Here is a 22,480-nt window from a genome sequence, read left to right as displayed (position 1 = left end):
GGCGAGGGCCTCGCGGCCTATGTCATCGCCGAGATCGGCCTCAACCACAATGGCGACGTCGAGATCGCCAAGAAGCTGATCGACATCGCGGCGGACGCCGGCGCGCAGGCCGTGAAGTTCCAGAAGCGCACCCCCGAGATCTCCACGCCTCCGCACATGCGCGACGTGCTCCGCGAGACGCCGTGGGGGACCATGACCTACTTCGAGTACCGGTACCGCGTCGAGTTCGACCGCGACCAGTACGTCGAGATCGGCGACCACGCGACCCTGCGCGGCCTCGACTGGTTCGCCTCGCCGTGGGACGTGCCGTCGGTCGAGTTCCTCGAAGACCTCAACGTCGTCGCGCACAAGGTCGCGTCGGCATCCGTCACCGACCTCGAGCTGCTGCGGGCGCTCGCCGCGACGGGCAAGCCGATCATCCTCTCCACCGGCATGTCCACGATCGATCAGATCGACACGGCGGTGGACGTCCTCGGGGTTGAGAACCTCGTGCTGCTGCACGCGACCTCCACCTACCCGATGCCCGCCGAGGAGGCCAACCTGCGGATGATGACCACTCTCCGAGGTCGATTCCCGGGCGTGCCGGTCGGCTACTCGGGTCACGAGCCGGGGCTGCAGATCTCGCTCGCCGCCGCCGCGCTCGGGGCCACCGCCATCGAACGGCACATCACCCTCGATCGCACCATGTGGGGCTCGGACCACGCCGCGTCGCTCGAACCGTCGGGACTGCAGCACCTGGTGCGCGACATCCGGATCATCGAGGCCGCGCTCGGCGACGGCGTGAAGCGCATCATGCCCGGCGAAGAAGCGCCGATGGCCAAGTTGCGCCGGGTCACCGCCTAGTGCGGATTGTCGGCCTCGCCGACTCCGACTCGTATGTGAAGTGGGGGGCGGCGCTGCTCGGCACCCTGCCGCCGGAGTGGGAGCGCGAGCTGCTCGTCGTCGACTCGCCCATCGTGGTGAGCGACGCGCAACTCGCCTCCGCCCTGGCCGGGTCGGGGGTCGAGCGGGTCTCCCGTGTCGCGTTCCCGGACGTCGCCGCACGTCTGGCCGCCGATCCGCCCGACGCCGTGCTGGTGGCGACCCCCGGACCGGTCGCCATGGTGCTCATGCGGCTCGTCGCCGATCTCACGCCCCGTCCGGTGCTGGTCACCGGACTTCCCGGCATCTCCATCCCGACGACCCGCAAGGCACTGCTCTACCGACGCCAGGCCGACCTCGTCGTGCTGCACTCTCATCGGGAAGTGCGGGAGTTCGGGCGGCTCTCGCGAGTGAAGGGCTGGGACCACCGCTTCGGTCTCGCGACCCTGCCGTTCGCCTCGCAGGGAGAGGTGGCGGGCACCGATCTGGTGTTCGCGGCGCAGGCGATCGTGCCCGCCGAGCGGGCGGACCGTCTCGTCGTCGCCGCGATGCTGCGGGATGCCGCGCTCGCCGATCCGACGCGGCGCGTGGTGATCAAGGTGCGGGCTCTCGACGGCGAGAACCAGACGCATCCCGAACTCGACGGGTACCCGGGGTTGATCGCCGAGCTCGGTCCGGTTCCGGCGAATCTGGTCGTGAGCGCGGCCCCGATGTCCGCGGCGCTCGACTCCGCCGAGGGACTCGTCACCGTCTCGTCGACCGCCGCGATCGAGGCCCTCGCCCGGCGCATTCCGGTGATCGCGATCGACACCTTCGGCATCCGGCGCTCGCTCATCAACCCGGTGTTCCGCGAGAGCGGTCTGTTCGGCGGACGCGACGCTGTCGTGGCGCGTGAGTTCCGGCATCCTGCACCCGGCTGGCTCGACGACAACTACTTCCATGGTGCCGAGGCCGACGACTGGACCCGGACGCTGGCCGACCTCGTGGCCGCTCGGCGCGCAGGGACGCTGGCCCCGCGGCCGTCGTTCCTGCCCCGCGGCGGCAACCTGCGCGCCGCCTGGGACCGCAAGCGCGCCTTCGGGGATGCCGACCGCTCGCTCGGCGGCAAGGTCGCCCTGGTCATCGGCACACCGCTGCGCGGGGCGGTGCGGCTGAAGAACCGGGTCGGCCGCCGACTCCGGTCGCGGCTCAGCGCCCGGCGCTCGCTCCGCGCCTGGACGGGCTGAGCGGCCGTCACCGCGCGACCGGACAACTCCCGACGAAGAACGGTCGTCCGGCGGTGAGATCCGCCCACGGACGAAGAAACGGCGGATCCCCCCAGTCCCAGACTCGGGCGGGGGCCTCGTCGATGAGTTCCGGCGTGACGTTCCAGCACACCGCGGCCCGAGTTGCAGCTCCGGTGCCGTTGACGAACAACCCCCAGCCGAGGACCGCGACGACACCCGTTGCGGCGAACACCCGGAGGACCGTCCAGCGGGCGGGGCGCAGCGCGGTGAACGCCGGGGCTGCGAGCAGCGCGAGCAGCGGCACGATGTCGAGCAACAGGCGAGGACCGTAGGTGAATCCGTTCGTCGACCCGAACTTGGCGATGACCGCGATCTGGGCGAGAACCGCGACGATCAGGACGACGTCGAGGGACCGGAGGCTGCGACCGCGGATCCGGATCACGAGTCCCGCGACCGCGAGGACGACGATCGGGACGTAGATCAACAGTCCACGCCCCGGCGAGACGAGGTGGACGCCGAGACTCTCGGCGAGACCCCAGACCGGGACGTCGCCGAGCCGGGTGGGCAGATAGTACGGAGGCAGGACAGCTCCGTACACCACCCAGGAGATCAGCACGAACGGCGTCAGAACGGCGGCCCCGCCGAGGAGCCCGCGGACGACATTCGGGCGGTCGACTCCGATCATCCAGACGACTAGGGGGAGGACGAAGACGGCGTTCGTCGGCCGGGTGACGAGTGCGAGCGCCGCGAACACACCGATGAGCCACGGCCACGCCCCACGGCGACTTCGGCGCTGCACCGCGAGGAGAGTGAGCACGATGACCAGCATCGACACGGTCTGTTGCCAGAGTGCGCGCGATCCTGCCGACCACGCGATCGTGGTGAAGGCGAAGGCGAGCGCCACGACGTTCGCGACGAGAGGGGTCGACCAGCGCTCGCCCGCATCGAGGACGAGACGGCGGAGGAGCACGGTCGTGACGGCGACGAGAAGCGCTGCCGTCGGCACCTCGACGAGCCAGGTCTCGTTCGGGTCGGAGATCGAGAGGGTAGCGGGATCGATCCCGGCGAGGGCGAGTAGCACCGCCCCCGGGAGGGCGAACAGCATGGGCGGCCATGGGAAGAACGGGAGCAGCGAGCCGTCGGGGCCGTTCACGAGATCGCCCCGCGACTCCAGCGCCTCGACGGCGGGAAGGCCGGAGAGATCGAGGGAGCCGGTCGTGAGCAGGTTCCAGGCGACGATCACCGAGAGCCGTGAGTCCCCGGTCTGCGGGCTCGGAGAGAACGCATGAACCAGGAAGACGACGGCGCCGAGCAGGAGAGCCGGCCGCCACGCGAGGAGGCGTCTGAGAACACGCCCGTCGCGCGGGCCCGCACCTAGCGCCGCAGTTGTCGTCATGGCGTCGCCGGATTCACCCGTCGCCGGCCGAATCGGCGCTGAACGGCCCACGCCGTGAGTCTCATCATCGCTTCCACGACGATGCCCGCGCTCATCTTGGAGACTCCCGCCTGCCGATCGCGGAAGTCGATGGGAGACTCGACGATCCGCCAGCCCGCGTCATGGGTGCGGATCGTCATGTCGATCTGGAAGCAGTAGCCGCGCGAGTCGACGTCGCCGGCGGCGACGATCGGCGCGAGCACGCCGGCCCGGTAGACCCGGTAGCCGGCGGTCATGTCGTGCACCGGAATCCCCAGGGACGCGCGGGCGTAGGCGTTCGCGGTCCGGCTGAGCAGGCGCCGCGAAGCGGGCCAGTCAACGACGCGGCCCCCGGCGATCCATCGCGAGCCGATCACCAGGCCGGTGCCGGGCGCGGCGTCGAGCAGCCGCAGCATCCCGGCCAGGCTCTCCGGGGGATGGGAGCCGTCGGCATCCATCTCGACGACGACGTCATGGCCGCGCTCCAGACCCCAGCGGAATCCGGCGAGGTAGGCGCGCCCGAGGCCGTCTTTCGTCGTGCGATGGAGGACGTGGATGCGCGGGTCGACAGCCGCGAGACGGTCGGCGAGAGCCCCGGTGCCGTCGGGACTCGCGTCGTCGACGACGAGAACGTCGACATCGGGAGATGCGGAGCTGAGACGACCGAGGGTCACCGGAAGGCTGTCGATCTCGTTGTACGTGGGAATGACGACCAGGGCGCGACCCTGCCCCCCGATCGGCGACATGGGTTCGATCCTAGGGGTCGAGGAGGGCTCACCCGCGGCGGCGAGTACGCGAGGTCCATCCGCCATGAACGGACCTAGGCTCGACGCATGGACTACCCGGTGAGCCGCTCGGTCGTCCCGGAATTGCGGGTCCTCGCGTCGTCGCCGTCGACCAACAGTGAGCTTCTCTCCTTCGTGGGCGACCCCGGCATCCGATCGTTGACGACAGTTCTCACCCTCGACCAGACCGCGGGCCGCGGACGGCTCGACCGGTCATGGGTCGCTCCCGCCGGAACCGCGCTCGCGCTCTCGGTGCTCGTGCGCGACGCGCTCGCGCATCCGCTCGCCTCTTGGTTGCCGCTTCTCGCCGGGCTAACCCTCGCCGAGGCGCTGGACGAGATCGCGCCGGGGCGCGTGCAGGTGAAATGGCCGAACGACCTGCTGCTCGAGGAACGCAAGGTCTGCGGCATCCTCGTCGAGGTCGCGCCGGGTGGGGATGTCGTGATCGGGTCGGGGCTCAACCTCGCGCAGACCGCGGAGCAGCTTCCGGTCGCGACCGCGACGTCGCTCGCGCTCGCCGGAATCCCGCTCTCGTCTGAGCAGCTCGACACTGTCATTGCAGGTTACCTTCGCCGCCTTCGTGGCGAACTGGAGGCCCCTGGCCCGACGTCGCGCCTGCGGGAGCGGGTGGCGGCGCGCTGCGCGACGATCGGCCGCGCGGTGAGCGTGCTGCTCGCGGACGGATCGACGCTTGAGGGCACCGCGACGGGACTGGATGCCGCCGGCCGTCTCGAGGTCGCCTCAGCCGCCGGGGGGACGGTGGCGGTCGCGGTCGGCGACGTCACCCACGCACGCCTCGCCTAGCCTGAGGAGCGCCGGCGATCGAGGGCGGCGCTCCTTTCGTTTTCAGGAGGATGTGGGGCTGAAGTGACAGGTCGGTACCGGTCACCTGTGTACGCCCGCCTCACATCCTCACTGAGACGGAAAGCGACACGGGATGTCGACGTGAGTGGGTTGCCCGTTGGCTCGGGCGTCAGTCGCGGGAGGTGACGGGGCGCGCTGGGCTGTCGGCGTCCCGGGTGGCTTCCGCCTCGTCTTCGAAGATCGCGAGCGCCGCTGCTTCGGCCTTGTGCTCCCGCGCGGTGAGGCCGTCCTTGCGGTGGTGGCCGTAGACCCAAAACCGGTAGAGGAAGAAGCGGAACGTCGTGCCGAGGAAGAGACCGACGACGTTCGCGGCGATGTTGTCGGCCACGAGGTTGTCGAACCCCAGCACGTAGTGCGAGACCCACAGGCAGAGCAGCCCGATGAGGAGGCCGCCGACCGCGACCGCGGCGAACTCCAGAAGCTCGAGGACGAAGTTCTTGCGGCGATGCTCGCGGAAGGTCCAGTAGCGATTGCCGAACCATGTCACGATCACCGCGGCAGTGACGGAGGCGAGTTTCGCGCCGATCGGGCCTTGGAAGAAGTGCTCCTCGCCGAAGACGCCGAGGCGGAGGAGGTTGAACAGACCCACGTCGACGACGTACCCGAGGAGGCCGACGACGCCGAATTTTAGTGCGTAGCGCACGAGTTTGTCCCAGACCAGCCTGACCAGGGCGAGGAGTCGGGCGATCACCTCAGAAGCCTAGACTGAGCGCGTGGGAGCGGTGATCGGCGTCATCGGCGGAGGCCAGCTGGCCCGCATGATGATCCCCCCGGCGGTCGCACTCGGCATCGAAGTACGGGTGCTCGCCGAGACCGAGGGGTCGTCGGCATCCCTCGCGGCCACGGCGGTCGGTGACTACCGGGACGCGGCGACCGTGCTCGCCTTCGCGTTCGACGTGGATGTCGTCACCTTCGACCACGAGCACGTGCCGCAGGAGGTGCTCGCCGCCCTCGTCGCCGCCGGCATCCCGGTGCGCCCGGGGCCGGATGCGCTGGCGGTCGCCCAGGACAAGCTCGTCATGCGCGCGCGGCTCGGCGCCCTCGGAATCCCGGTGCCCGCCTGGGCCGAGGTGCGGGACCGTTCCGAACTGGCGCAGTTCCTCGCGGCGAACGGCGGCGCCGCCGTCGTGAAGACCCCCCGGGGCGGCTACGACGGCAAGGGCGTGCGGGTCGTGCGCGACGCCGCAGACGCCGACGACTGGCTCGCCGCCGGACCCGTCCTCGCCGAAGAGCTCGTCGTCTTCCGCCGCGAGCTCGCCCAGCTCGTCGCGCGGCGACCGTCGGGCGAACTCGCCGCCTGGCCCCTCGCCGAGACCGTCCAGGTCGGCGGGGTGTGCGCCGAGGTGATCGCCCCCGCCCCCGACGGCGGATCGCTGATCGTCGAGGCCCGGGAGATGGCGGCGGCGATCGCTCACGGGCTCGAGGTGACGGGCGTGCTCGCCGTCGAGTTGTTCGAGACCGTCGACGGGCGGTTGCTCGTCAACGAGCTCGCGATGCGTCCGCACAACAGCGGGCACTGGACCATCGACGGCGCGGTCACGAGCCAGTTCGAGCAGCACCTGCGTGCCGTGCTCGACCTCCCACTCGGCGACCCTTCGCCGGTCGCCGCGGTCAGCGTGATGGTCAACGTGCTCGGCGGCCCCGCCGGGGCGCACCTGCCGGACCGCTACCCGGCGGCGTTCGCGGCCCACCCCGACGTCAAGTTCCACTCCTACGGCAAGGATTCGCGACCCGGACGCAAGGTCGGGCATGTCACGGCGACCGGAGGCGATGCGGATGCCGTGCGCACCCGGGCGCGCGCCGCAGCCGGTTTCTTCGACTCCTGACCCATAGCCTGTAGCCATGTCCGCCGCGCCCGTCGTCGCCGTCGTGATGGGGTCCGACTCGGACTGGCCGGTCATGGCCGAGGCCGTCGCCGCGCTCGACGAGTTCGGGGTGCCGCACGAGGTCGAGATCGTGTCGGCGCATCGCACGCCGCGCAAGATGATCGACTTCGCCGCCGACGCGGCCGACCGCGGCATCCGGGTCATCATCGCGGGAGCGGGCGGAGCCGCCCACCTGCCCGGCATGATCGCCTCCGTCACGACCCTCCCGGTCATCGGCGTGCCGGTGCCGCTCAAGAACCTCGACGGGCTCGACTCGCTGCTCTCGATCGTGCAGATGCCCGCCGGCATCCCCGTCGCCACCGTCGCGATCGGCAACGCGCGGAACGCCGGCATCCTCGCCGTTCGCATCCTCGCCTCGGGGGAGCCGGGCCTCACCGCGAAGCTCGCCGACTTCGCCGCCGCTCTCGAGCGCATGGTCGCCGAGAAGAACACGGCGCTTCAGAAGACCCGGCCGCCGCGCGGCACGTGAGCACGACGACTCAGCCCGTCCGGTACCCGGACGTCCGCTCGCCGCGCTTCATGACGAAGCGGGCGTGGTGGCTCGTCGCCCTGAACTTCCTCGTGCCCGGCTCGGCACAGGTCGTGGCCGGCAATCGGCGGCTCGGACGTTTCGGGCTCGGCACGACGATCCTGCTCTGGGCGCTCGTCGCCGTCGCCGTCGTGCTCGCCCTCGTCGCCCGCGGATTCGCGCTGAGCCTCATCACGAACTCCGTCGTCCTCGGGCTCCTCGTCGCCCTCGCGGTGTTCTACGCCGTCGTCTGGGCGATCCTCACCCTCGACACCCTCCGGCTGGTGCGGTTCGTCAACGTCGCGCCCGGTGCCCGCGGCCTCGTCGCGGCTCTGGGAATCGTCTCCCTCGTGCTGACGGTCGGCGGATCGGGCTTCGTCGCCGCGAACTCCGTCTCGGCGATCGGCCTGCTGAACATCTTTGCGCCGGGACCGTCGCAGGATCCGATCGACGGGCGCTACAACATCCTGCTGCTCGGCGGCGACGCCGGCCCCGACCGCCTGGGCCTGCGGCCCGACAGCATCTCGGTCGTGAGCATCGAGGCGGCGACCGGGGCCGCGGTCATCTTCGGCATCCCGCGCAACATGCAGAACGTGCCGTTCGCCGACGGGTCGCCGCTCTGGGGGCCGTTCCCGAACGGCTACGACTGCGGCGAGGAGTGCCTCGTCAGCTACCTGTACACCTACGGGGTCGAGCATCCCGAGCTGTATCCGGATGCCGTGGACAACGGCAGCGACCCGGGGATCGAGGCGATGCGCGACGCCGTCGAAGGCATCACCGGCCTGCAGATCCCGAATTACGTCCTCATCGACATGCAGGGGTTCGCGCAGCTCATCGACGCGCTCGGGGGCGTCGAGATCGACGTCGCCGAGCGGGTGCCGCTCGGGATCAACGGCGGCGAGATCGTCGGCTACATCGAGGCGGGCAGCCAGCGAATGGATGGCGCGACTGCGCTCTGGTACGCGCGGTCGCGGTACGACACGACCGACTACGACCGCATGGAGCGACAGCGTCAGGTGCAGGAGGCGCTGCTGCGGCAGATGGACCCGGCGAACGTGCTGCTGTCGTTCCAGGGCGTCTCGGCGGCGGGACAGCAGGTCGTGAAGACCGACATCCCGCAGTCGATGCTGTCCTACTTCGTCGAGCTCGGGGCGAAGACGAAGGACCTGCCGTTGACGAAGATCGACTTCGTGCCGCCGCTCGTCGAGGAGGAGGCGAACCCCGACTTCGACCTCATCCGCTCGACGGTGGACGACGCGCTCGTGCCGTACACCCCGCCGACGGAGACGCCCGCGGGGTGACGAGCGTCCGGCGGTGGCTCGGAGGTCTCGCGGCCTGCGGTGCCGCTCACAGGTCGGCGTGGAGTTGCCAGACCTTCTCGGCGGAATCCCGCCAGGTGAAGGCTTTGCTCCGGTCCTTCCCGGAGACGGCAAGCCTGTCGGCGAGCGCGTGATCATCGAGGACTCCCTGGATGGCGTCCGCGAGACGTCCCGGGTAGCCGTCGCCGTCGCCGCGCGTCACCTCCAGGCCGGCCCCGCCTGCTACCTCGCTCAGCGCGGGCACATCGGAGTGCACGACGGGCGTGCCGAGCGAGAAAGCCTCGATGACCGGGAGCCCGAAGCCCTCGGCGAGGCTCGGCATGACGAAGGCGGATGCTCGCGAGAACAGAACGGCGAGATCGGGGTCATCGACTCGGCCGACCACGCGAACGCGACCCTCGGCGATCCCGACGTCCGCGCTGATGGCCGCCACGTCGACTCCGCCCCATCCGGGTGGTCCCGCGATGAGAAGTGGCACATCGCCCGGAATGTCGCCCATCGCCCGGATCAACGACGCGAGTCCCTTGCGGGGTTCCAGCGTGCCCGCCGCGAAGATGTACCTCTCGGGCAGCTCGAGCCGGCGCGCGCGCGCGTCGGCGTCGTCTGGCAGGCGGAGAGCGGACGACGGGGCGCCGCCGATGACCCGGATCCGGTTGCCGAGATCGAGGAGCTCCGAGAGGTCGGCGGCGACCGAGTGGGTGGGCACCACGACGGCGTCTGCGTATCTCTCCGCTCGCCGTGCCATCGCCTTGTGCCAAGAGACGCCGCGCGGGGTGAGGGTCTCGGGGTGCGTCCACGGCACGGCATCGTGAATCGTCACGACGACCTGGCTGTCGAGATCCCGATGCCGGTCGTGACGCCGCAAGGGGGCCAGGAGGCTCGTCGCGTGGAGCATGCCCGACCCAGGAATCGGAGTGAACCCGTGCTGCCAGGCGAGCGAGAGCTCGCGACGTGCCAGGGCGCTCTTGTGGAGGGTTCCGAGGCCCGGGAGAAGCGCGCGAATGTGAGCATGCTCGTCATCGGTGATCGCCGATGCGAAGCCCTCGACGTGAGCTCCGGCCGGCGCGGTCGCGATGAGCGCACGCGCGAGCTCTTCCGTGTAGCGCCCGATCCCACCCGGGACAGGGGCGACGATCTGATCGACGACGACCCGCAGCGTGCTCATATGTTCTCCAGTACGCCGGCCCGGACGGCTCTCGCGAAAGAATCCCGCCAGTCGGGTAGGGGGGCGATGCCGACCGTGGCCCACGCGTCGTGACCCAGTACCGAATACGCGGGGCGCGGAGCAGCTCTCGATCGTCCGTCCGTCGTGGTCGGTACGACGCGATCAGGGTCCTCGCCGACCGCGCGGAAGATCTCGCGAGCGAAGGCGAACCAGCTCGCTTCGCCAGACGACGTCGCGTGGAACGTGCCGCCTTCGACGCGCGCATCGAGCAGCCGCACGATCACCGCAGCGACGTCGCGGGCCCAGGTCGGCTGCCCGCGCTGGTCGGTCACGACCGACACGGTCGGCTGGCGTCCGGCGAGGCTGGCGATGGTGCGCGCGAAGTTGCGTCCGCTGCGCCCGTACAGCCACGCCGTGCGGACGATGATCGGTCGCGCATGGGCCTCGGCGACCGCGCGCTCACCCTCGGCCTTCGAACGTCCGTAGGCGCTCCGTGGAGCGAGGGCCGCTGCTTCGGGGTACGGCGCGGTCGCCGCGCCGTCGAAGACATAGTCCGTCGAGATGTGGACGAACCGGGCACCGACCGCGGTCGCCGCTGTGGCCGCGTTGCGCGCGCCGTCACGGTTGACGGCGAACGCGCCGGCCTCGTCGGCCTCGGCGCCGTCGACATCGGTGTAGGCGGCAGCGTTGACGACGACGTCGCACCCGGCGGCGAAGGCGGCGACCTTCGCGCCATCGGTCAGGTCGACATCTGACGAGGAAGGCGCGATGACATCGCGGTTGGCGAGCGCGGCCCGGAGTTCGGTGCCGAGCATGCCCGACCCGCCGAGAAGGAGGATGCGCTTCACGTGAGGATCGCCCTGTGGCGCAGCGGCTCCCACCAGTCGCGACGTTCGCGGTACCAGGACACGACCTCGGCGAGCCCGCGCTCGAAGGGTATCTCCGGGGAGTAGCCGAGCTCGTCGTGGATCTTCGACCAGTCGACGGAGTAGCGGAGGTCGTGCCCCTTACGATCTTCAACCGCGTCGACGTACGACCAGTCGCGGCCGGTCGCGTCGAGCAGGAGGGTCGTGAGCTCTCGGTTGCTGAGTTCGGTGCCGCCGCCGATGTTGTAGATCTCACCGGCGCGGCCACGGAGGAGGACGAGCGCGATACCGCGGGTGTGGTCGTCCACGTGCAGCCAGTCGCGAACGTTCTCTCCCGTCCCGTAGAGCGGAACGTGGGCGCCGTCGATGAGGTTCGTGAGGAAGAGGGGTATCAGCTTCTCGGGGAAATGGTAGGGGCCGTAATTGTTCGAACAGCGCGTGATCGACACGTGGAGCCCATGGGTCCGGTGGAAGCTCCGCGCCAGCAGATCGCTCCCAGCCTTGCTCGCGGCATACGGCGAGTTCGGCTCGAGCGGCCGATCCTCGGTCCATGAACCGTGGTCGATCGAGCCGTAGACCTCATCGGTGGAGACGTGCACGAAGCGCGAAACACCGGCCCGAAGGGCCGCATCCAGCAGGCGCTGCGTGCCCAGAACGTTCGTCTCGACGAACGGCGAGGCGTCGCGCACCGAACGGTCAACGTGCGACTCCGCAGCGAAATGCACGACCGCGTCTACTCCAGGCACGGTGCGGTCGAGCAGAGCGACGTCGCGAATGTCGCCGTGCACGAACGTCAGACGCGGCGAGCGTGCCACCGGTTCGAGGTTGGCACGGTTGCCCGAATAGGTGAGGGCGTCATAGACGACGACCTCGGCTTTCTCGAGGCCGGGGTACCGATCGTCCAGCAGATGTCGGACGAAGGAGGAACCGATGAAGCCGGCTCCTCCCGTCACCAGGATACGCCTGGGGCTGCGCTGGTCTGCCATCCCCGGAAGTCTAATCGCGGTCTCCGAGGCCGATCGGGCGCGGAGAGAGGCGCTGCACAACCGTGTACTGTCGCTGCGTGAAGATCTCCGTCATCGGTTGCGGCTACCTCGGAGCGGTACACGCGGCAGCACTCGCCTCAGCCGGACACGAGGTCGTTGGATACGACGTCGACAGCGCGAAGATCGCTTCGCTCGCGTCCGGGCGAGCACCCTTCTTCGAACCCGAGTTGGACGATCTCCTGGCTCAGGGTCTGGAAGCGGGTCGGCTCGTGTTCACCCACGACATCTCGGACATCGCCGACGCCGTCGTGCATTTCGTCGCAGTCGGCACGCCGCAGCGCGACGATGGTGCCGCCGACTTGCGCCACCTCGACGCGGCGATCGAGGGACTACTGCCCCTTCTCACCCCCGGCATGCTCGTCGCAGGCAAGTCGACGGTCCCCGTCGGAACCGCCGCACGAGTCGCCGAGCGCATCGCGGGAACGGGGGCCGTCCTCGCCTGGAATCCCGAGTTCCTCCGGGAAGGGTTCGCGGTGCGCGACACGCTCGACCCCGACCGGCTTGTCTACGGCGTCGCCCCGGGCGACGACGAGTCCGTTCGGGTGCTCGACGAGGTGTACTCCTTCGCTCTCGCACGGGAGACCCCGCGTTTGGTGACCGACCTCGCGACCGCCGAGCTCGTCAAGGTCTCGGCGAACGCCTTCCTCGCGACGAAGATCTCCTTCATCAACGCGATGGCGGAGGTCGCTGAAACCGTTGGCGCCGATGTGACGCATCTCGCGGATGCGATCGGCCTCGACGCGCGCATCGGTCGACGCTTCCTCAACGCGGGCGTCGGGTTCGGCGGCGGCTGCCTACCGAAGGACATCCGTGCTTTCGTCGCCCGCGCCGAGGAGCTTGGCGTGGGCGAGTCGGTCGCCTTCCTCCGCGAGGTCGACGCGATCAATCTCCGGCGTCGTGATCGTGTCGTGCACCTCGTGAACGAGGCTGTCGAGGGAACCTTCGAGGGGCGCCAGATCGCAGTGCTCGGCCTTGCCTTCAAACCCGAGTCGGACGACATCCGAGACTCGCCCGCTCTCGACGTCGCGAGCCGCCTCGTCGCGCGCGGAGCCACAGTGCATGCGACCGATCCCAAGGCGATCGAGAACGCGCGTCGCCGCGTGCCCGAGCTCCGATACCACGAGTCGTGGCGCGAGACCGTCGCTGGCGCGGATGTGGTCGTACTCGTGACCGAATGGGCCGAGTTCGTCGGGATCGACCCTGTCGAGGCCGCGCGGCTCGCCCCGGGCGCAACGGTCATCGACGGACGCAATGCTCTCGACCCCGATCAGTGGCGCTCCGCGGGATGGACGTACCGCGGCCTCGGCCGTTCGGCCGTCTGACCATCAGGCGTTGCGTCGTCCGCGGATGGCGTTGACGAGAGCCCGCGCGGGCGCGGTGGCGCGCCACGCGCGCGACGTGCGGATCGCCTCCGCCTCGTTGCGTGCGGCAGCGGCGTCACGTCGGGCAGCGTCGACAGCATCGTGCAGTCGACGCTCGCGGTCGGTGAGGTAGAAGTCCAGTGTCGAGGCAGGGGCGGCGAGGGTGCGGGCGAATTCGACCCCGCGCTCCTCGGCCGCGTAGAAGCGGGAGACCCCGTCGAACAGGCAGAAGACATAGCCGCTCTCGAGCACGCCAGCCTCCCACCCGTCGTGCGTCGGAGCGGAGGAGGCGGGCGCCGTCGACTCAATGACGAGGACCCACGGTCGGATCGTCGTCAGGTCGATCGATGCGAGCACGTCGCCTTCGGTCCCCTCGGTGTCGACGACGAGGAAATGGATGTCGCCGCTGACGAGATCCGCCTCGTTGAGGAGCGCGTCGAGCCTCCGGCTCGGGACCCGGATGTCGGTGATCTCGAAGCCGGCCGAACGGTGTCGCTCGCCGATCGCGTCGACGAGCGTCGACAGTCCGGTCGCCTCAGCACCCGCAACCGCGTGAAGCACGACCTCGCCGCCCTCGTGAGAGGTCACTGCCGCCTCGACGACGGTGTCGCGCGGCCGCTCCTCGCGGAAGAGGCCCGCGAAGTGGGGATGCGGTTCGACGATCAGCCCGGACCAGCCGCGATCGTAGAACGCGCGGGAAATGGAATCGTCGCGCGGATGGTTGCCGCCGACCTCGATGTACGTCCCGACTTCGACGTCGCTGAGGACTCGTTGCAGAACCACGTCCTCGTGGTTCTGGCCAAAAGAAATGAAAAAGTCTCGAGACATCAACGTCCTCCTCGGCTCATCATAGGGATCGCCAAAGCGGTTGATAGCCTGGGGCCATGCTCGTTCGAGAACTCCGAGTGCGCGACGCATGGGAGCTCACCCCGACCTTGCACGAAGACACGCGGGGCCTCTTTCTGGAGCTCTTTCGCGACGACGTCGTCGAGCGTGTGCGGGGCCGTGCTTTCGGCGTCCGCCAATCGAACGTATCCGTCTCGCGAGCGGGAGTGCTGCGCGGAATTCACTATTCGGTCGCGCCGGACGGGCAGGCGAAATACGTGACGTCGGTCTGGGGCCGCATCCTCGACTACGTCGTCGATCTACGGGTCGGATCGGACACGTTCGGCGAGTGGGACGTCGTCGAGCTGGGGACGCCCGAGCGTCGCGCCGTCTACCTAGCTGAAGGGATCGGTCACGCGGTCGTCGCGCTCGAGGACGGGGCTACGCTCGCCTACTTGCTGTCCGGGTCCTACTCGCCGGAGTTCGAGCACGTCATCGACGCGTTGGATCCGGCGCTCGCCATCGAGCTTCCGCCGGAATTCGATCCGGAGTCGCGTTCCGGTCGAGACCGTGCGGGGATGCTGCTCGCCGAGGCCGCCGAGCGTCGTCTGCTTCCGATTTTCGCCTCGGACGGCGGCGCTCCCCGATGAGGGGGATCATCCTCGCGGGCGGCACCGGAAGTCGGCTCTTTCCGATCACCCGCGGGATCTCCAAGCAGCTCGCGCCCGTGTACGACAAACCGATGATCTACTATCCGCTGTCGACGCTGATGACGGCAGGTATCCGTGACGTGCTGATTATCACGACCCCGGACGACTCGTCCTCATTCAAGCGTGTGCTCGGCGACGGATCAGGACTCGGGATCCGCATCGAGTACGCCACCCAGGAGCGGCCAGAGGGGCTCGCGCAGGCCTTCCTCATCGGCGAAGCCTTCGTCGGCAGCGACGACGTGGCCCTCATCCTCGGCGACAACATCTTCCACGGCGCCGCCTTCGACGAGACGGTGCGTTCCGCGACCGACTTCGAGGGCGCCTTGATCTTCGCCTACCCGGTCGCCCGTCCCCAGGATTACGGGGTGGTGGAGTTCGACGAGGATTTCCGCGTGATCGGCATCGAGGAGAAGCCGGCCGTCCCCCGCAGTTCCTACGCCGTTCCGGGACTGTACTTCTACGACAACGACGTCCTCGAGATCGCGAGGTCGGTCACACCGAGCTCGCGAGGAGAGCTCGAGATCACCGACGTTAACGCGCGATACCTCGAGCAGGGACGGCTCCGCGTGCGAGTGCTCGAGCGGGGAACAGCCTGGCTCGATACCGGCACATTCGAGTCGATGATGCAGGCGAGCGAGTACGTGCGAGCTGTCGAGGCCCGGCAGGGTCAGCGCATCGGGTGCATCGAGGAGGCAGCCTGGCGTGCAGGCTACATCGACGACGATGGGCTCCGAGCGCTTGCTGAGCCGCTCATCAAGAGCGGGTACGGCGCCTACCTCCTCAACCTCGTCGGCGACTCGCCGACGATCTGACTCCAGGCGGTCCGGTGACGCTCGGCTATCCTGACAAGGCGCATGCGCAGGGAGGGGGCCACTTGCGAAACCGAATCGATGCCGCACGGTCACCAGGCGGCCGACGTCGGAACACTGCACTCGCGCTCACGGCGATCTTCGCCTTCGTCGGCGCGATGCTCGTGCCGACGCTTGTCCCGACGGCTCCGGCACAAGCCATCACGGGAGCCGACTTCAACCCTGGCTACATCATCAGCGACTCGGTTTTCTTCAGCTCCCAGGCGATGAACGGCGCGCAGGTGCAGTCATTCCTCGACGGCAAGGTCGCCTCCTGCCGGAGCGGCTTCGTCTGCCTCAGGGGCTACTCGCAGACCACGTCGAACATCGCGTCCGACCGGTACTGCTCTGGGTACCAAGGCGGTGGCGTCGAATCTGCCGCGACGATCATCGTCAAGGTCGCGGCATCATGCGGGATCAACCCGCGCGTTCTGCTCGTGTTGCTTCAGAAAGAGCAGTCGCTCGTCACCTCGACCGGCCCTTCGAGCGGCGCCTATTCGTCGGCGACCGGCGCGGGATGCCCCGACACCGCCCCGTGCGACCCTTCGATCCAGGGCTTCTTCTACCAGGTGTACTACGGGGCTCGCTCATTCCAGCGCTACGTGAAGAACAATGCGGCGTACAACTATCAATGGGGCGCGTGGGAGGACATCCTCTACCACCCGAACCGCGGCTGCGGCACTCGTTCCGTGTACATCCAGAACCAGGCGACGGCGGCGCTCTACAACTACACGCCCTATACGCCGAACGACGCGGCCCTCAACAACCTCTACAGTACGGGTGACGGCTGCAGCAGCTACGGTAATCGGAACTTCTGGCGGATCTTCACGGACTGGTTCGGTTCGCCGACGACCGGGTTCCAGAGCAACGAAGTCTCGGGCCTCATCAAGGCGCTCTACCAGGACGTTCACGGCCGCGTGCCCGACGAGGGCGGCACCGCCACCTGGACCCGCGCGCTCATGTTCGAGGGTCGCCCCGCGTCCTACGTCGTGAACGGGGTGCTCGCGAGCACCGAGTACTATCTCGCGCGCGTCGACGCCTCCTACCGGCAGGTGCTGCAACGAGAGCCGGAACCGTCGGGTCGTAGCTACTGGTTGCGGGAGATCGAGACCAGTCGCCTCCGCGTCGACGACCTCGCGATGATCCATACAGAGAGTGACGAGTTCTTCGAGGTGCATGCGGGCGGCGACCCGCGGGAATTCGTGAACCTCGTCTACCAGCAACTCCTGAAGCGTCCGGCGAGCGAAGCAGACCGTGATGCCTGGGTGAGTGTGATGAACGCCCGTGGACGCGTCGCCGTGGTCCGTGGAATCTACGGCTCCGAGGAGTCGGCAGCTGTGCGGATCAACACCCTCTATCAAACCTATTTCCAACGTGATGCCGATCCGGCGGGCATCCGCACCTACACGCCGATCATCCTCTCGGCAGGCGATCACGCGGTCCGCGGGCTGCTGGTGAACAGTCGCGAGTACCTCGATCGGGCGGTCGCTCGCTACCCCGAGTGATGTGAGCCCCCCGACGGCGGGTGGGTTACTCTAGGACACCGGGTGGCCCAATTGCCGCCGCTGTCACTGAGAAGCAAGGGCACCGGTCTTGATCGTCTTCGTCTACGGTACGACGGCCGAAGCCATCAAGTTCGCCCCCCTCGCTCGACGCCTTCGAGATCGTGGCGTTCCCTATCGGCAGTGGGTCACGCTCCAGCAGTCGCAGACGGTCGTGCGGAACCTGCCGGCCCTGGGCCTGGAGGAACCGGACGAGATCATCGCCGACGGGGTCGCGGGTCGGCCTCTCGCCGGAATGCTCGACACCGCTCGGTGGATGTTGACGATCCTCTCGTGGTACCGACGCAACAGTGGGCGCCTCCGGCGGGAGCTCGCCGCCGAGCCGAGCGTGCTGCTCGTTCACGGGGACACGATGACGAGCGTTGTCGGCGCATTCATCGGCCGGGGGCTGGGCGTCACCGTTGCTCACGTCGAGGCGGGTCTGCGCTCCGGCGACTGGCGCCACCCGTTCCCCGAGGAACTCGATCGCCGCATCGTCGGTCGCGTCGCGCACATCCACTACGCACCCTCCGAAGCCGCGGTCGCCGCACTTCCTCGCCGCGACGTCGTGTTCACCCACGGCAATACCGCGGTGGATGCGCTTGCGGATGCGCACCAGGCCGGGGGCGGCCAGCGCGAGCCGTTCGGTCTCGTCCTGCTTCATCGCTTCGAATTCCTCAACAACGCGCGCCTCGTCCGGGAGACCGTCGACTCCCTCGCCACGGGGTCGCCGCTGCCACTCGCCGTGGTGGTGGACGACCACGCCCGCGCGACGATCGAGCCTCTCGCGAATGCGGTCGGGGCGGACCGGATGAAGGTTCTCGGCAAGCTCCCGCATCACGAGTTCGTGGAGCTCTTGGCCTCGGCAAGCTTCGTGGTGACCGACTCCGGTGGTGTGCAGGAAGAGGTCTCACGCCTCGGTACCCCGACGCTCATCCATCGCAAGGCGACCGAAAGGTCGGAGGGGCTCGGGGCGAACGTCGTGCTCTCGATGTGGAGGCCGGAGATGCTGCGCGAGTTCCTCGCCGACTACGACCGTTGGCGCCGTCCGCCGGGCGATGACCAGCTATCACCCTCGGATATCATCGTTGACGATCTCAGGGGACGAGGATATGCACGATAGCCGCACGGCCGTCTCGATCATCATCCCGGCCTACAACGAGTCTGCGAGCATCATCGCGTCGATCGATCGCATCGTCTCGGTCGTGGAGGGCACCCGCCGCCCGTTCGAGGTGATCGTCGTCTCGGACGGCAGCACCGACGACACGGCGGCGAAGGTGCGAGCCGTCGCACACCCTGCCGTGCGCCTGATCGACAATTCCAAGAACCGAGGAAAGGGATTCGCTCTTCGCACGGGCTTCCTCGAGGCCGCCCATCCGCTGATCGCCTTCATCGATGGAGATCTCGACCTCGACCCCGTCGTTCTGCCCGACTACTTCGACCTGCTCGATGAGGGCGAGGCGGATGTCGTGATCGGGTCGAAGATGCACCCCGAATCGGTCGTCGACTACCCCCTCAAGCGCCGACTCGCGAGTCGCGCCTTCCGGCTGGCGACACGTGTGGTGACGGGACTGAACTTGAGCGATACACAGACCGGCCTCAAGGCCATGACGCGCGAGATCGCGCTGCCAGCCGTGCGCAGGTGCGTCTCCAACGGCTTCTCTTTCGATCTCGAACTGCTTGCTCAGATGTCGGATGACGGCGCGCGGATCCGAGAGGCGCCCGTTGTGCTCACCTACGAATTCACGAGCTCTGTAGGGCTCCGCAATATCACGACGGCGCTCGGCGAGTTGCGTCACGCGTCTCGTGGTCGGCGTCGCGCGATGCGTCGCGGCGAGGGGGGGACGGCGTGACCGGTCGGTTCGCACATTTCGAACTGCGACGACACGGGCGCGCCTTCCTCGGCGTCGGACTCGTCAGCGCGGCCGGCATCGTGGCGGCGCTGGGATTCCAGGTGCTGACCGGCCGGTTCCTCGGTCCCGAAGCCTACGGTCTGCTCGCTGCATTCATGGCGATCGTGAGCATCGGGGCGACGGGAAGCTCGGCGCTGCAGAACTCGGTCGCCGTCGGCACGGCAGCCGCGATCGCGGCGGACTCGCCACAGGTGTCGCGCCGCCGCTTCGACAGCTCCCTCGTCGAAGCCTTGGTCATCGGCGTCGCTGCTAGCCTCCTGGTGTTCGCCGCCGCGCCTACTCTCGCGGGAATGCTCAAGTCGGGGACGCTCGCGGTCATCCTCGCGGGCTGCACGATGCTCCCTGCCTTCCTGCTCGCTCGCTCGCTCGGCATCCTCCAAGGCAGCGGCCGCTCGCGCTCCGTCGCCACCTGGACGACGACGGGCCAGGTCCTGCGAGTCGCGCTCGTCGTGCTGGTCGTGCTGTTGAGCCTTGGGGCGGTCAGCACGCTCATCGCCGTCATCGCGTCGACGGCGGTCATTACGGTCGGCGCCTTCATCCACGCGACGCGCACACGGGTCCATCCGACGGCCTCGGCATTCTCGGCGAACAGCGTCGTCGTCATCCTGCTGACCGTCGCGTTCGCGTGGGTGACCAACATCGACGTCGTTCTCGTGCGAGCGAATGCGTCGGAGCTCGCGGCGGGATCGTTCGCGGCGGCGGCCGTCGTGACGAAGACGATCTTCCTCGTGCCCGGGATGCTGGCGCTCTACCTGCTCCCGCGCTTCGTGTCGCGGCGCGAGGACGTCGCCCGATCACGGGCTGGGGTCACCTTCACGATCGGCATCATCGGCATCGGCGCCGTCGGCATCTTCGTCGTGCTTCTCTTCGCGGCGGGCCCGATCGTCCGCCTCCTCTTCGGCGAGGGATACGAGCTGACTGCCGCCTGGCTGCCATGGCTCTCGCTCGCCTACTTGCCGTGGGCGATGGCTCAGGGGCTCTTGATCCGGCTGTCTGCCATCGCTTCGAAGACGGCACTCGTCGTCGTCGTCGTGGCCGCCATCGCGCAGTGGGTGCTCGCCCACGCTGTTCTGCCCGATCTCACGCTGATGATCGTCGTGATCGGATCGCTCGGGGTGGTCGTGCTCGCGGCGTTCTCGATCGCAGACTTCGTTTCGTACCGCGGCACCAGGGAGGTGGAAGATGTCCAGGCGTAGTTCTCTGCTGTGGGCTGCGCTCGGCGTTGCCGTCCTCGTCGTAGGTTTCCTTCCCGCCACGCGCGTGCCGACGCTGGGCGACGACTTCTACGTCGTCTTCCAGGCCCAAGGGGTGTCGAGCGGCGACCTGGGCACGTGGCTCTCGCTCGCGTGGGGCTGGGGCATGCAGGCGGGGCATTTCAATCCCATCGGGCAGGTGCTCGGCGGGCTTTATCACTTCGGTGCGTTCGCGTGGGGTTCGCTCGTCGGGGTCACCCCGACGACGTATTACCTTGCGGGGGCTTTCCTCATCCTGGCGACTGCGGCACTCGCGGCGACCTACGCCCTCACCTCGGCGCTGCGTCACGTGGGTTACGCGTCCGTACCGTTCTGGCGACTGTTCGCGCTCGTTGCTGCGGTGACCGGAGTCACCATTCAGCTCCACCCGTGGTCGAACGACCCGGTCACGACGTACTCCATGGCGGGATACGCGAGCACGGCCATCGGGTTCCTCCTCATCGGCTTCGCGTTCCGGGCGGTCGCGACCGGCCACCCCACCGCCCTCGATCTCGTCCGCATCGCGGTCACCGCGGTGTTCGCGGTCCTCTTCTACGAGATGCTCGTCGCTGCGGTCGCCGCGACGTTCGTGGTCTACTGCGCGGCCTGGTTCACACGATCCAAGACGGTGGGCGGTCGCGGCGGGATCCTTGCGGTCATCGGCGTCGGCGTCGTGCTGCCCGCTGCCGTCTTCATCGGCGGGCGACTTTACGTGTCGCTCGTGAGTGGTACCGGCGGCTACACCGGCACGACCGCAGTACCGGGCCTCGAGAGCGCGCGGGCCTTCGTCTTCGGCATGGCCAGCAGCATCCCGGCCTCGGCATGGCCTTACACCTACTACCGAATCGGCCAGGTCGATCTGTCGCGTGCCGCGCTCGTCGGGTCGTTCGCGCTCCTCCTTCTCCTCGTGATCTTCCTCGTCGCGTGGACGCGTCGCCCGCTGCCTCGTGTGCCGTTGAGTCGCCGGCTCCTCCTCCCCGTCGGCGTGCTCGTCGCCTTCTGGGCACTCGCCACCCTGTCTCACACGATCACCCCGAAGTACACGGTCGAGATCTCGGCTCCCGGCCTGGTTTACCTCTTCTATGCCGTCGGCAGCCTCGTGGTCTCTCTCCTCCTGGCCGGCGGTGTCCTCGCGCTCAGGCTCCCCGCGGGGCGAGTGGTCGGCATCGTGCTCGTCGTCGCACTCGCCTCCTTCGCCGTTGTGCAGCAGTCGGTCAACTGGACTCTCGGCACAATGATGGCGGGCAGCTACTCGGTCAATGCGAGGCTGCTCGAGGCGTCGGTGGACGCGGACATGCCCGAAAGCGAGCGCTGCGATCGCCTCGAGGAGTGGGACGAGAGGGACTGGCCGGATTACTATCGGGACGCTGCGCTCGTCTACCTGGCCGACGCCTACGAGCGCGCGCAAGGCGAAGCGTTCTGCGACCTCCCGGACGGCGAGTAATGGCGGCGTCCGAGCTCGAACTGAGTGTGGTCATCCCGAGTTACAACTCGGCCGACTGGCTGCCGACGACCCTCGAGGCACTCGCCATCGCGCTCGATCGCTCCGGGATGCGGGCCGAAGTCGTCGTCATCGACGACGGTTCGACCGATCCGACCGTGCGGGTGCTTGACGAGATCGCGCGCGGCTATCGGTTCCCACTCCGCGTCGTCACGCAACGCAACGGGGGGCGATTCCTCGCGCGTGTGAGAGGTCTCCGCGAGGCCGCCGCAGACTGGGTGATGCTGCTCGATTCACGCATCCTCATGCATCCCGACTCGATCGCGCACGTAGCACGCGTCGTGGCCGACGACCCGGCGGCCACGATCTGGAACGGTCACGCGGTCACCGACCCGGCCTCGCCTCTCGTCGGCCAGTTCTGGGAGGTCCCGACGCATGTCTTCTGGGGCGGCTACCTCGCGATGCCCCGCCCCATGACGATCACGCCTGAGAACTTCGACCGGGTCCCCAAGGGGACGACCGTCTTCCTCGTCCCCCGAGACGTATTCCTCGCGGCCTCGGAGCGTCACTGGCCGGACGGCAACGCGGCTCTCAGCAACGACGACACCAAGATCCTTCGCGAGATCGTCGACCACCATCCGGTACGACTCGATCCCGGTTTCGCGGTCA

Annotated in this window: 22 protein-coding genes; 15 read left to right on the top strand and 7 right to left on the bottom strand. The window is 68.6% G+C overall.

Annotated elements, in window-relative coordinates:
- A partial coding sequence (locus ACILQS_RS08805; RefSeq protein WP_395639750.1) for an N-acetylneuraminate synthase family protein occupies positions 1-843 on the top strand: 843 nt, incomplete at its 5' end.
- On the top strand, positions 843-2,087 hold the full coding sequence (locus tag ACILQS_RS08800) for a DUF6716 putative glycosyltransferase (RefSeq protein ID WP_395639749.1): 1,245 nt from the start codon (positions 843-845) through the stop codon (positions 2,085-2,087). The genes ACILQS_RS08805 and ACILQS_RS08800, both read left to right, overlap by 1 nt.
- Before the next feature lie 7 nt (positions 2,088-2,094).
- On the opposite strand, the gene ACILQS_RS08795 is transcribed toward ACILQS_RS08800, so the two are convergent.
- Together ACILQS_RS08795 and ACILQS_RS08790 are read right to left on the bottom strand one after the other, a co-directional pair.
- On the bottom strand, positions 2,095-3,483 hold the full coding sequence (locus ACILQS_RS08795; protein ID WP_395639748.1) for a hypothetical protein: 1,389 nt from the start codon (positions 3,481-3,483) through the stop codon (positions 2,095-2,097).
- Positions 3,480-4,247 (bottom strand): polyprenol monophosphomannose synthase, encoded by a 768-nt coding sequence (locus ACILQS_RS08790; protein ID WP_395639747.1) that lies wholly within the window; start codon positions 4,245-4,247, stop codon positions 3,480-3,482. The genes ACILQS_RS08795 and ACILQS_RS08790 overlap by 4 nt, the downstream gene beginning before the upstream one ends.
- 87 nt (positions 4,248-4,334) lie before the next feature.
- On the opposite strand from ACILQS_RS08790, the gene ACILQS_RS08785 reads away from it, so the two are divergent.
- Positions 4,335-5,090, top strand: a complete 756-nt coding sequence (locus ACILQS_RS08785) for a biotin--[acetyl-CoA-carboxylase] ligase (RefSeq protein ID WP_395639746.1) — start codon at positions 4,335-4,337, stop codon at positions 5,088-5,090.
- Between the two features lie 169 nt (positions 5,091-5,259).
- Here the strand turns inward: ACILQS_RS08785 and ACILQS_RS08780 are convergent, their stop codons facing one another.
- On the bottom strand, positions 5,260-5,841 hold the full coding sequence (locus ACILQS_RS08780; RefSeq protein WP_395639745.1) for a GtrA family protein: 582 nt from the start codon (positions 5,839-5,841) through the stop codon (positions 5,260-5,262).
- 22 nt (positions 5,842-5,863) lie between these two features.
- Between ACILQS_RS08780 and ACILQS_RS08775 the strand changes: the two genes are divergently transcribed.
- From ACILQS_RS08775 to ACILQS_RS08765, 3 genes are read left to right on the top strand one after another with little or no spacing between them, the layout of a single operon-like run.
- Complete coding sequence (locus ACILQS_RS08775; RefSeq protein WP_395639744.1) at positions 5,864-6,976, top strand: 5-(carboxyamino)imidazole ribonucleotide synthase; 1,113 nt, start codon at positions 5,864-5,866, stop codon at positions 6,974-6,976.
- A 16-nt stretch (positions 6,977-6,992) separates the two neighbouring features.
- Positions 6,993-7,505, top strand: a complete 513-nt coding sequence (gene purE, locus ACILQS_RS08770) for a 5-(carboxyamino)imidazole ribonucleotide mutase (RefSeq protein ID WP_395639743.1) — start codon at positions 6,993-6,995, stop codon at positions 7,503-7,505.
- Between the two features lie 50 nt (positions 7,506-7,555).
- The gene (locus tag ACILQS_RS08765) at positions 7,556-8,845 is read left to right on the top strand and encodes an LCP family protein (protein WP_395639742.1); all 1,290 of its coding nucleotides are present in this window, start codon (positions 7,556-7,558) and stop codon (positions 8,843-8,845) included.
- A gap of 46 nt (positions 8,846-8,891) precedes the next feature.
- On the opposite strand, the gene ACILQS_RS08760 is transcribed toward ACILQS_RS08765, so the two are convergent.
- The 3 genes from ACILQS_RS08760 to rfbB are packed head-to-tail and all read right to left on the bottom strand — an operon-like array spanning position 8,892 to position 11,880.
- Positions 8,892-10,028, bottom strand: a complete 1,137-nt coding sequence (locus ACILQS_RS08760) for a glycosyltransferase family 4 protein (RefSeq protein WP_395639741.1) — start codon at positions 10,026-10,028, stop codon at positions 8,892-8,894.
- Positions 10,025-10,876, bottom strand: coding sequence for a dTDP-4-dehydrorhamnose reductase (rfbD, locus tag ACILQS_RS08755; protein WP_395639740.1), 852 nt, complete (start codon positions 10,874-10,876; stop codon positions 10,025-10,027). The genes ACILQS_RS08760 and rfbD overlap by 4 nt, the downstream gene beginning before the upstream one ends.
- On the bottom strand, positions 10,873-11,880 hold the full coding sequence (gene rfbB, locus ACILQS_RS08750; protein WP_395639739.1) for a dTDP-glucose 4,6-dehydratase: 1,008 nt from the start codon (positions 11,878-11,880) through the stop codon (positions 10,873-10,875). The genes rfbD and rfbB overlap by 4 nt, the downstream gene beginning before the upstream one ends.
- A gap of 77 nt (positions 11,881-11,957) precedes the next feature.
- On the opposite strand from rfbB, the gene ACILQS_RS08745 reads away from it, so the two are divergent.
- On the top strand, positions 11,958-13,262 hold the full coding sequence (locus tag ACILQS_RS08745; RefSeq protein WP_395639738.1) for a UDP-glucose dehydrogenase family protein: 1,305 nt from the start codon (positions 11,958-11,960) through the stop codon (positions 13,260-13,262).
- 3 nt (positions 13,263-13,265) lie between these two features.
- On the opposite strand, the gene ACILQS_RS08740 is transcribed toward ACILQS_RS08745, so the two are convergent.
- Positions 13,266-14,129: an FkbM family methyltransferase gene (locus tag ACILQS_RS08740; protein WP_395639737.1), complete on the bottom strand. Its 864-nt coding sequence runs from the start codon at positions 14,127-14,129 to the stop codon at positions 13,266-13,268.
- A 56-nt stretch (positions 14,130-14,185) separates the two neighbouring features.
- Here ACILQS_RS08740 and ACILQS_RS08735 point away from each other — a divergent pair, with 56 nt between their 5' ends.
- From ACILQS_RS08735 to ACILQS_RS08700, 8 genes are all read left to right on the top strand, one after another.
- Complete coding sequence (locus ACILQS_RS08735; RefSeq protein ID WP_395639736.1) at positions 14,186-14,776, top strand: dTDP-4-dehydrorhamnose 3,5-epimerase family protein; 591 nt, start codon at positions 14,186-14,188, stop codon at positions 14,774-14,776.
- On the top strand, positions 14,773-15,648 hold the full coding sequence (gene rfbA, locus ACILQS_RS08730; protein WP_395639735.1) for a glucose-1-phosphate thymidylyltransferase RfbA: 876 nt from the start codon (positions 14,773-14,775) through the stop codon (positions 15,646-15,648). Before ACILQS_RS08735 ends, rfbA begins: the two co-directional genes overlap by 4 nt.
- A 62-nt stretch (positions 15,649-15,710) precedes the next feature.
- Positions 15,711-17,189: a DUF4214 domain-containing protein gene (locus ACILQS_RS08725; RefSeq protein WP_395639734.1), complete on the top strand. Its 1,479-nt coding sequence runs from the start codon at positions 15,711-15,713 to the stop codon at positions 17,187-17,189.
- Between the two features lie 88 nt (positions 17,190-17,277).
- On the top strand, positions 17,278-18,348 hold the full coding sequence (locus tag ACILQS_RS08720; RefSeq protein WP_395639733.1) for a UDP-N-acetylglucosamine 2-epimerase: 1,071 nt from the start codon (positions 17,278-17,280) through the stop codon (positions 18,346-18,348).
- On the top strand, positions 18,338-19,078 hold the full coding sequence (locus tag ACILQS_RS08715) for a glycosyltransferase family 2 protein (RefSeq protein ID WP_395639732.1): 741 nt from the start codon (positions 18,338-18,340) through the stop codon (positions 19,076-19,078). Before ACILQS_RS08720 ends, ACILQS_RS08715 begins: the two co-directional genes overlap by 11 nt.
- Positions 19,075-20,334, top strand: coding sequence for an oligosaccharide flippase family protein (locus tag ACILQS_RS08710; protein WP_395639731.1), 1,260 nt, complete (start codon positions 19,075-19,077; stop codon positions 20,332-20,334). The genes ACILQS_RS08715 and ACILQS_RS08710 overlap by 4 nt, the downstream gene beginning before the upstream one ends.
- Complete coding sequence (locus ACILQS_RS08705) at positions 20,321-21,814, top strand: hypothetical protein (protein ID WP_395639730.1); 1,494 nt, start codon at positions 20,321-20,323, stop codon at positions 21,812-21,814. Before ACILQS_RS08710 ends, ACILQS_RS08705 begins: the two co-directional genes overlap by 14 nt.
- Positions 21,814-22,480, top strand: a 667-nt coding sequence (locus ACILQS_RS08700) for a glycosyltransferase family 2 protein (RefSeq protein ID WP_395639729.1), incomplete at its 3' end; no start/stop codon positions are given. The genes ACILQS_RS08705 and ACILQS_RS08700, both read left to right, overlap by 1 nt.

This window comes from Pseudolysinimonas sp. (assembly GCF_044239695.1).
Classification (GTDB): Bacteria; Actinomycetota; Actinomycetes; order Actinomycetales; family Microbacteriaceae; genus Pseudolysinimonas_A.
The sequence above is the reverse complement of the archived record's forward strand: the minus strand, read 5'-3'. Positions and strand labels throughout refer to the sequence as shown.

Excerpts from the sequence above, each read along its gene's own strand:
- ACILQS_RS08795 (WP_395639748.1), bottom strand. The coding sequence starts at position 3,483 with ATGACGACAACTGCGGCGCTAGGTGCGGGCCCGCGCGACGGGCGTGTT.
- ACILQS_RS08790 (WP_395639747.1), bottom strand. The coding sequence starts at position 4,247 with ATGTCGCCGATCGGGGGGCAGGGTCGCGCCCTGGTCGTCATTCCCACG.
- ACILQS_RS08785 (WP_395639746.1), top strand. The coding sequence starts at position 4,335 with ATGGACTACCCGGTGAGCCGCTCGGTCGTCCCGGAATTGCGGGTCCTC.
- purE (WP_395639743.1), top strand. The coding sequence starts at position 6,993 with ATGTCCGCCGCGCCCGTCGTCGCCGTCGTGATGGGGTCCGACTCGGAC.
- ACILQS_RS08765 (WP_395639742.1), top strand. The coding sequence starts at position 7,556 with ATGACGAAGCGGGCGTGGTGGCTCGTCGCCCTGAACTTCCTCGTGCCC.
- ACILQS_RS08760 (WP_395639741.1), bottom strand. The coding sequence starts at position 10,028 with ATGAGCACGCTGCGGGTCGTCGTCGATCAGATCGTCGCCCCTGTCCCG.
- rfbB (WP_395639739.1), bottom strand. The coding sequence starts at position 11,880 with ATGGCAGACCAGCGCAGCCCCAGGCGTATCCTGGTGACGGGAGGAGCC.
- ACILQS_RS08740 (WP_395639737.1), bottom strand. The coding sequence starts at position 14,129 with ATGTCTCGAGACTTTTTCATTTCTTTTGGCCAGAACCACGAGGACGTG.
- ACILQS_RS08735 (WP_395639736.1), top strand. The coding sequence starts at position 14,186 with ATGCTCGTTCGAGAACTCCGAGTGCGCGACGCATGGGAGCTCACCCCG.
- rfbA (WP_395639735.1), top strand. The coding sequence starts at position 14,773 with ATGAGGGGGATCATCCTCGCGGGCGGCACCGGAAGTCGGCTCTTTCCG.
- ACILQS_RS08715 (WP_395639732.1), top strand. The coding sequence starts at position 18,338 with ATGCACGATAGCCGCACGGCCGTCTCGATCATCATCCCGGCCTACAAC.
- ACILQS_RS08705 (WP_395639730.1), top strand. The coding sequence starts at position 20,321 with ATGTCCAGGCGTAGTTCTCTGCTGTGGGCTGCGCTCGGCGTTGCCGTC.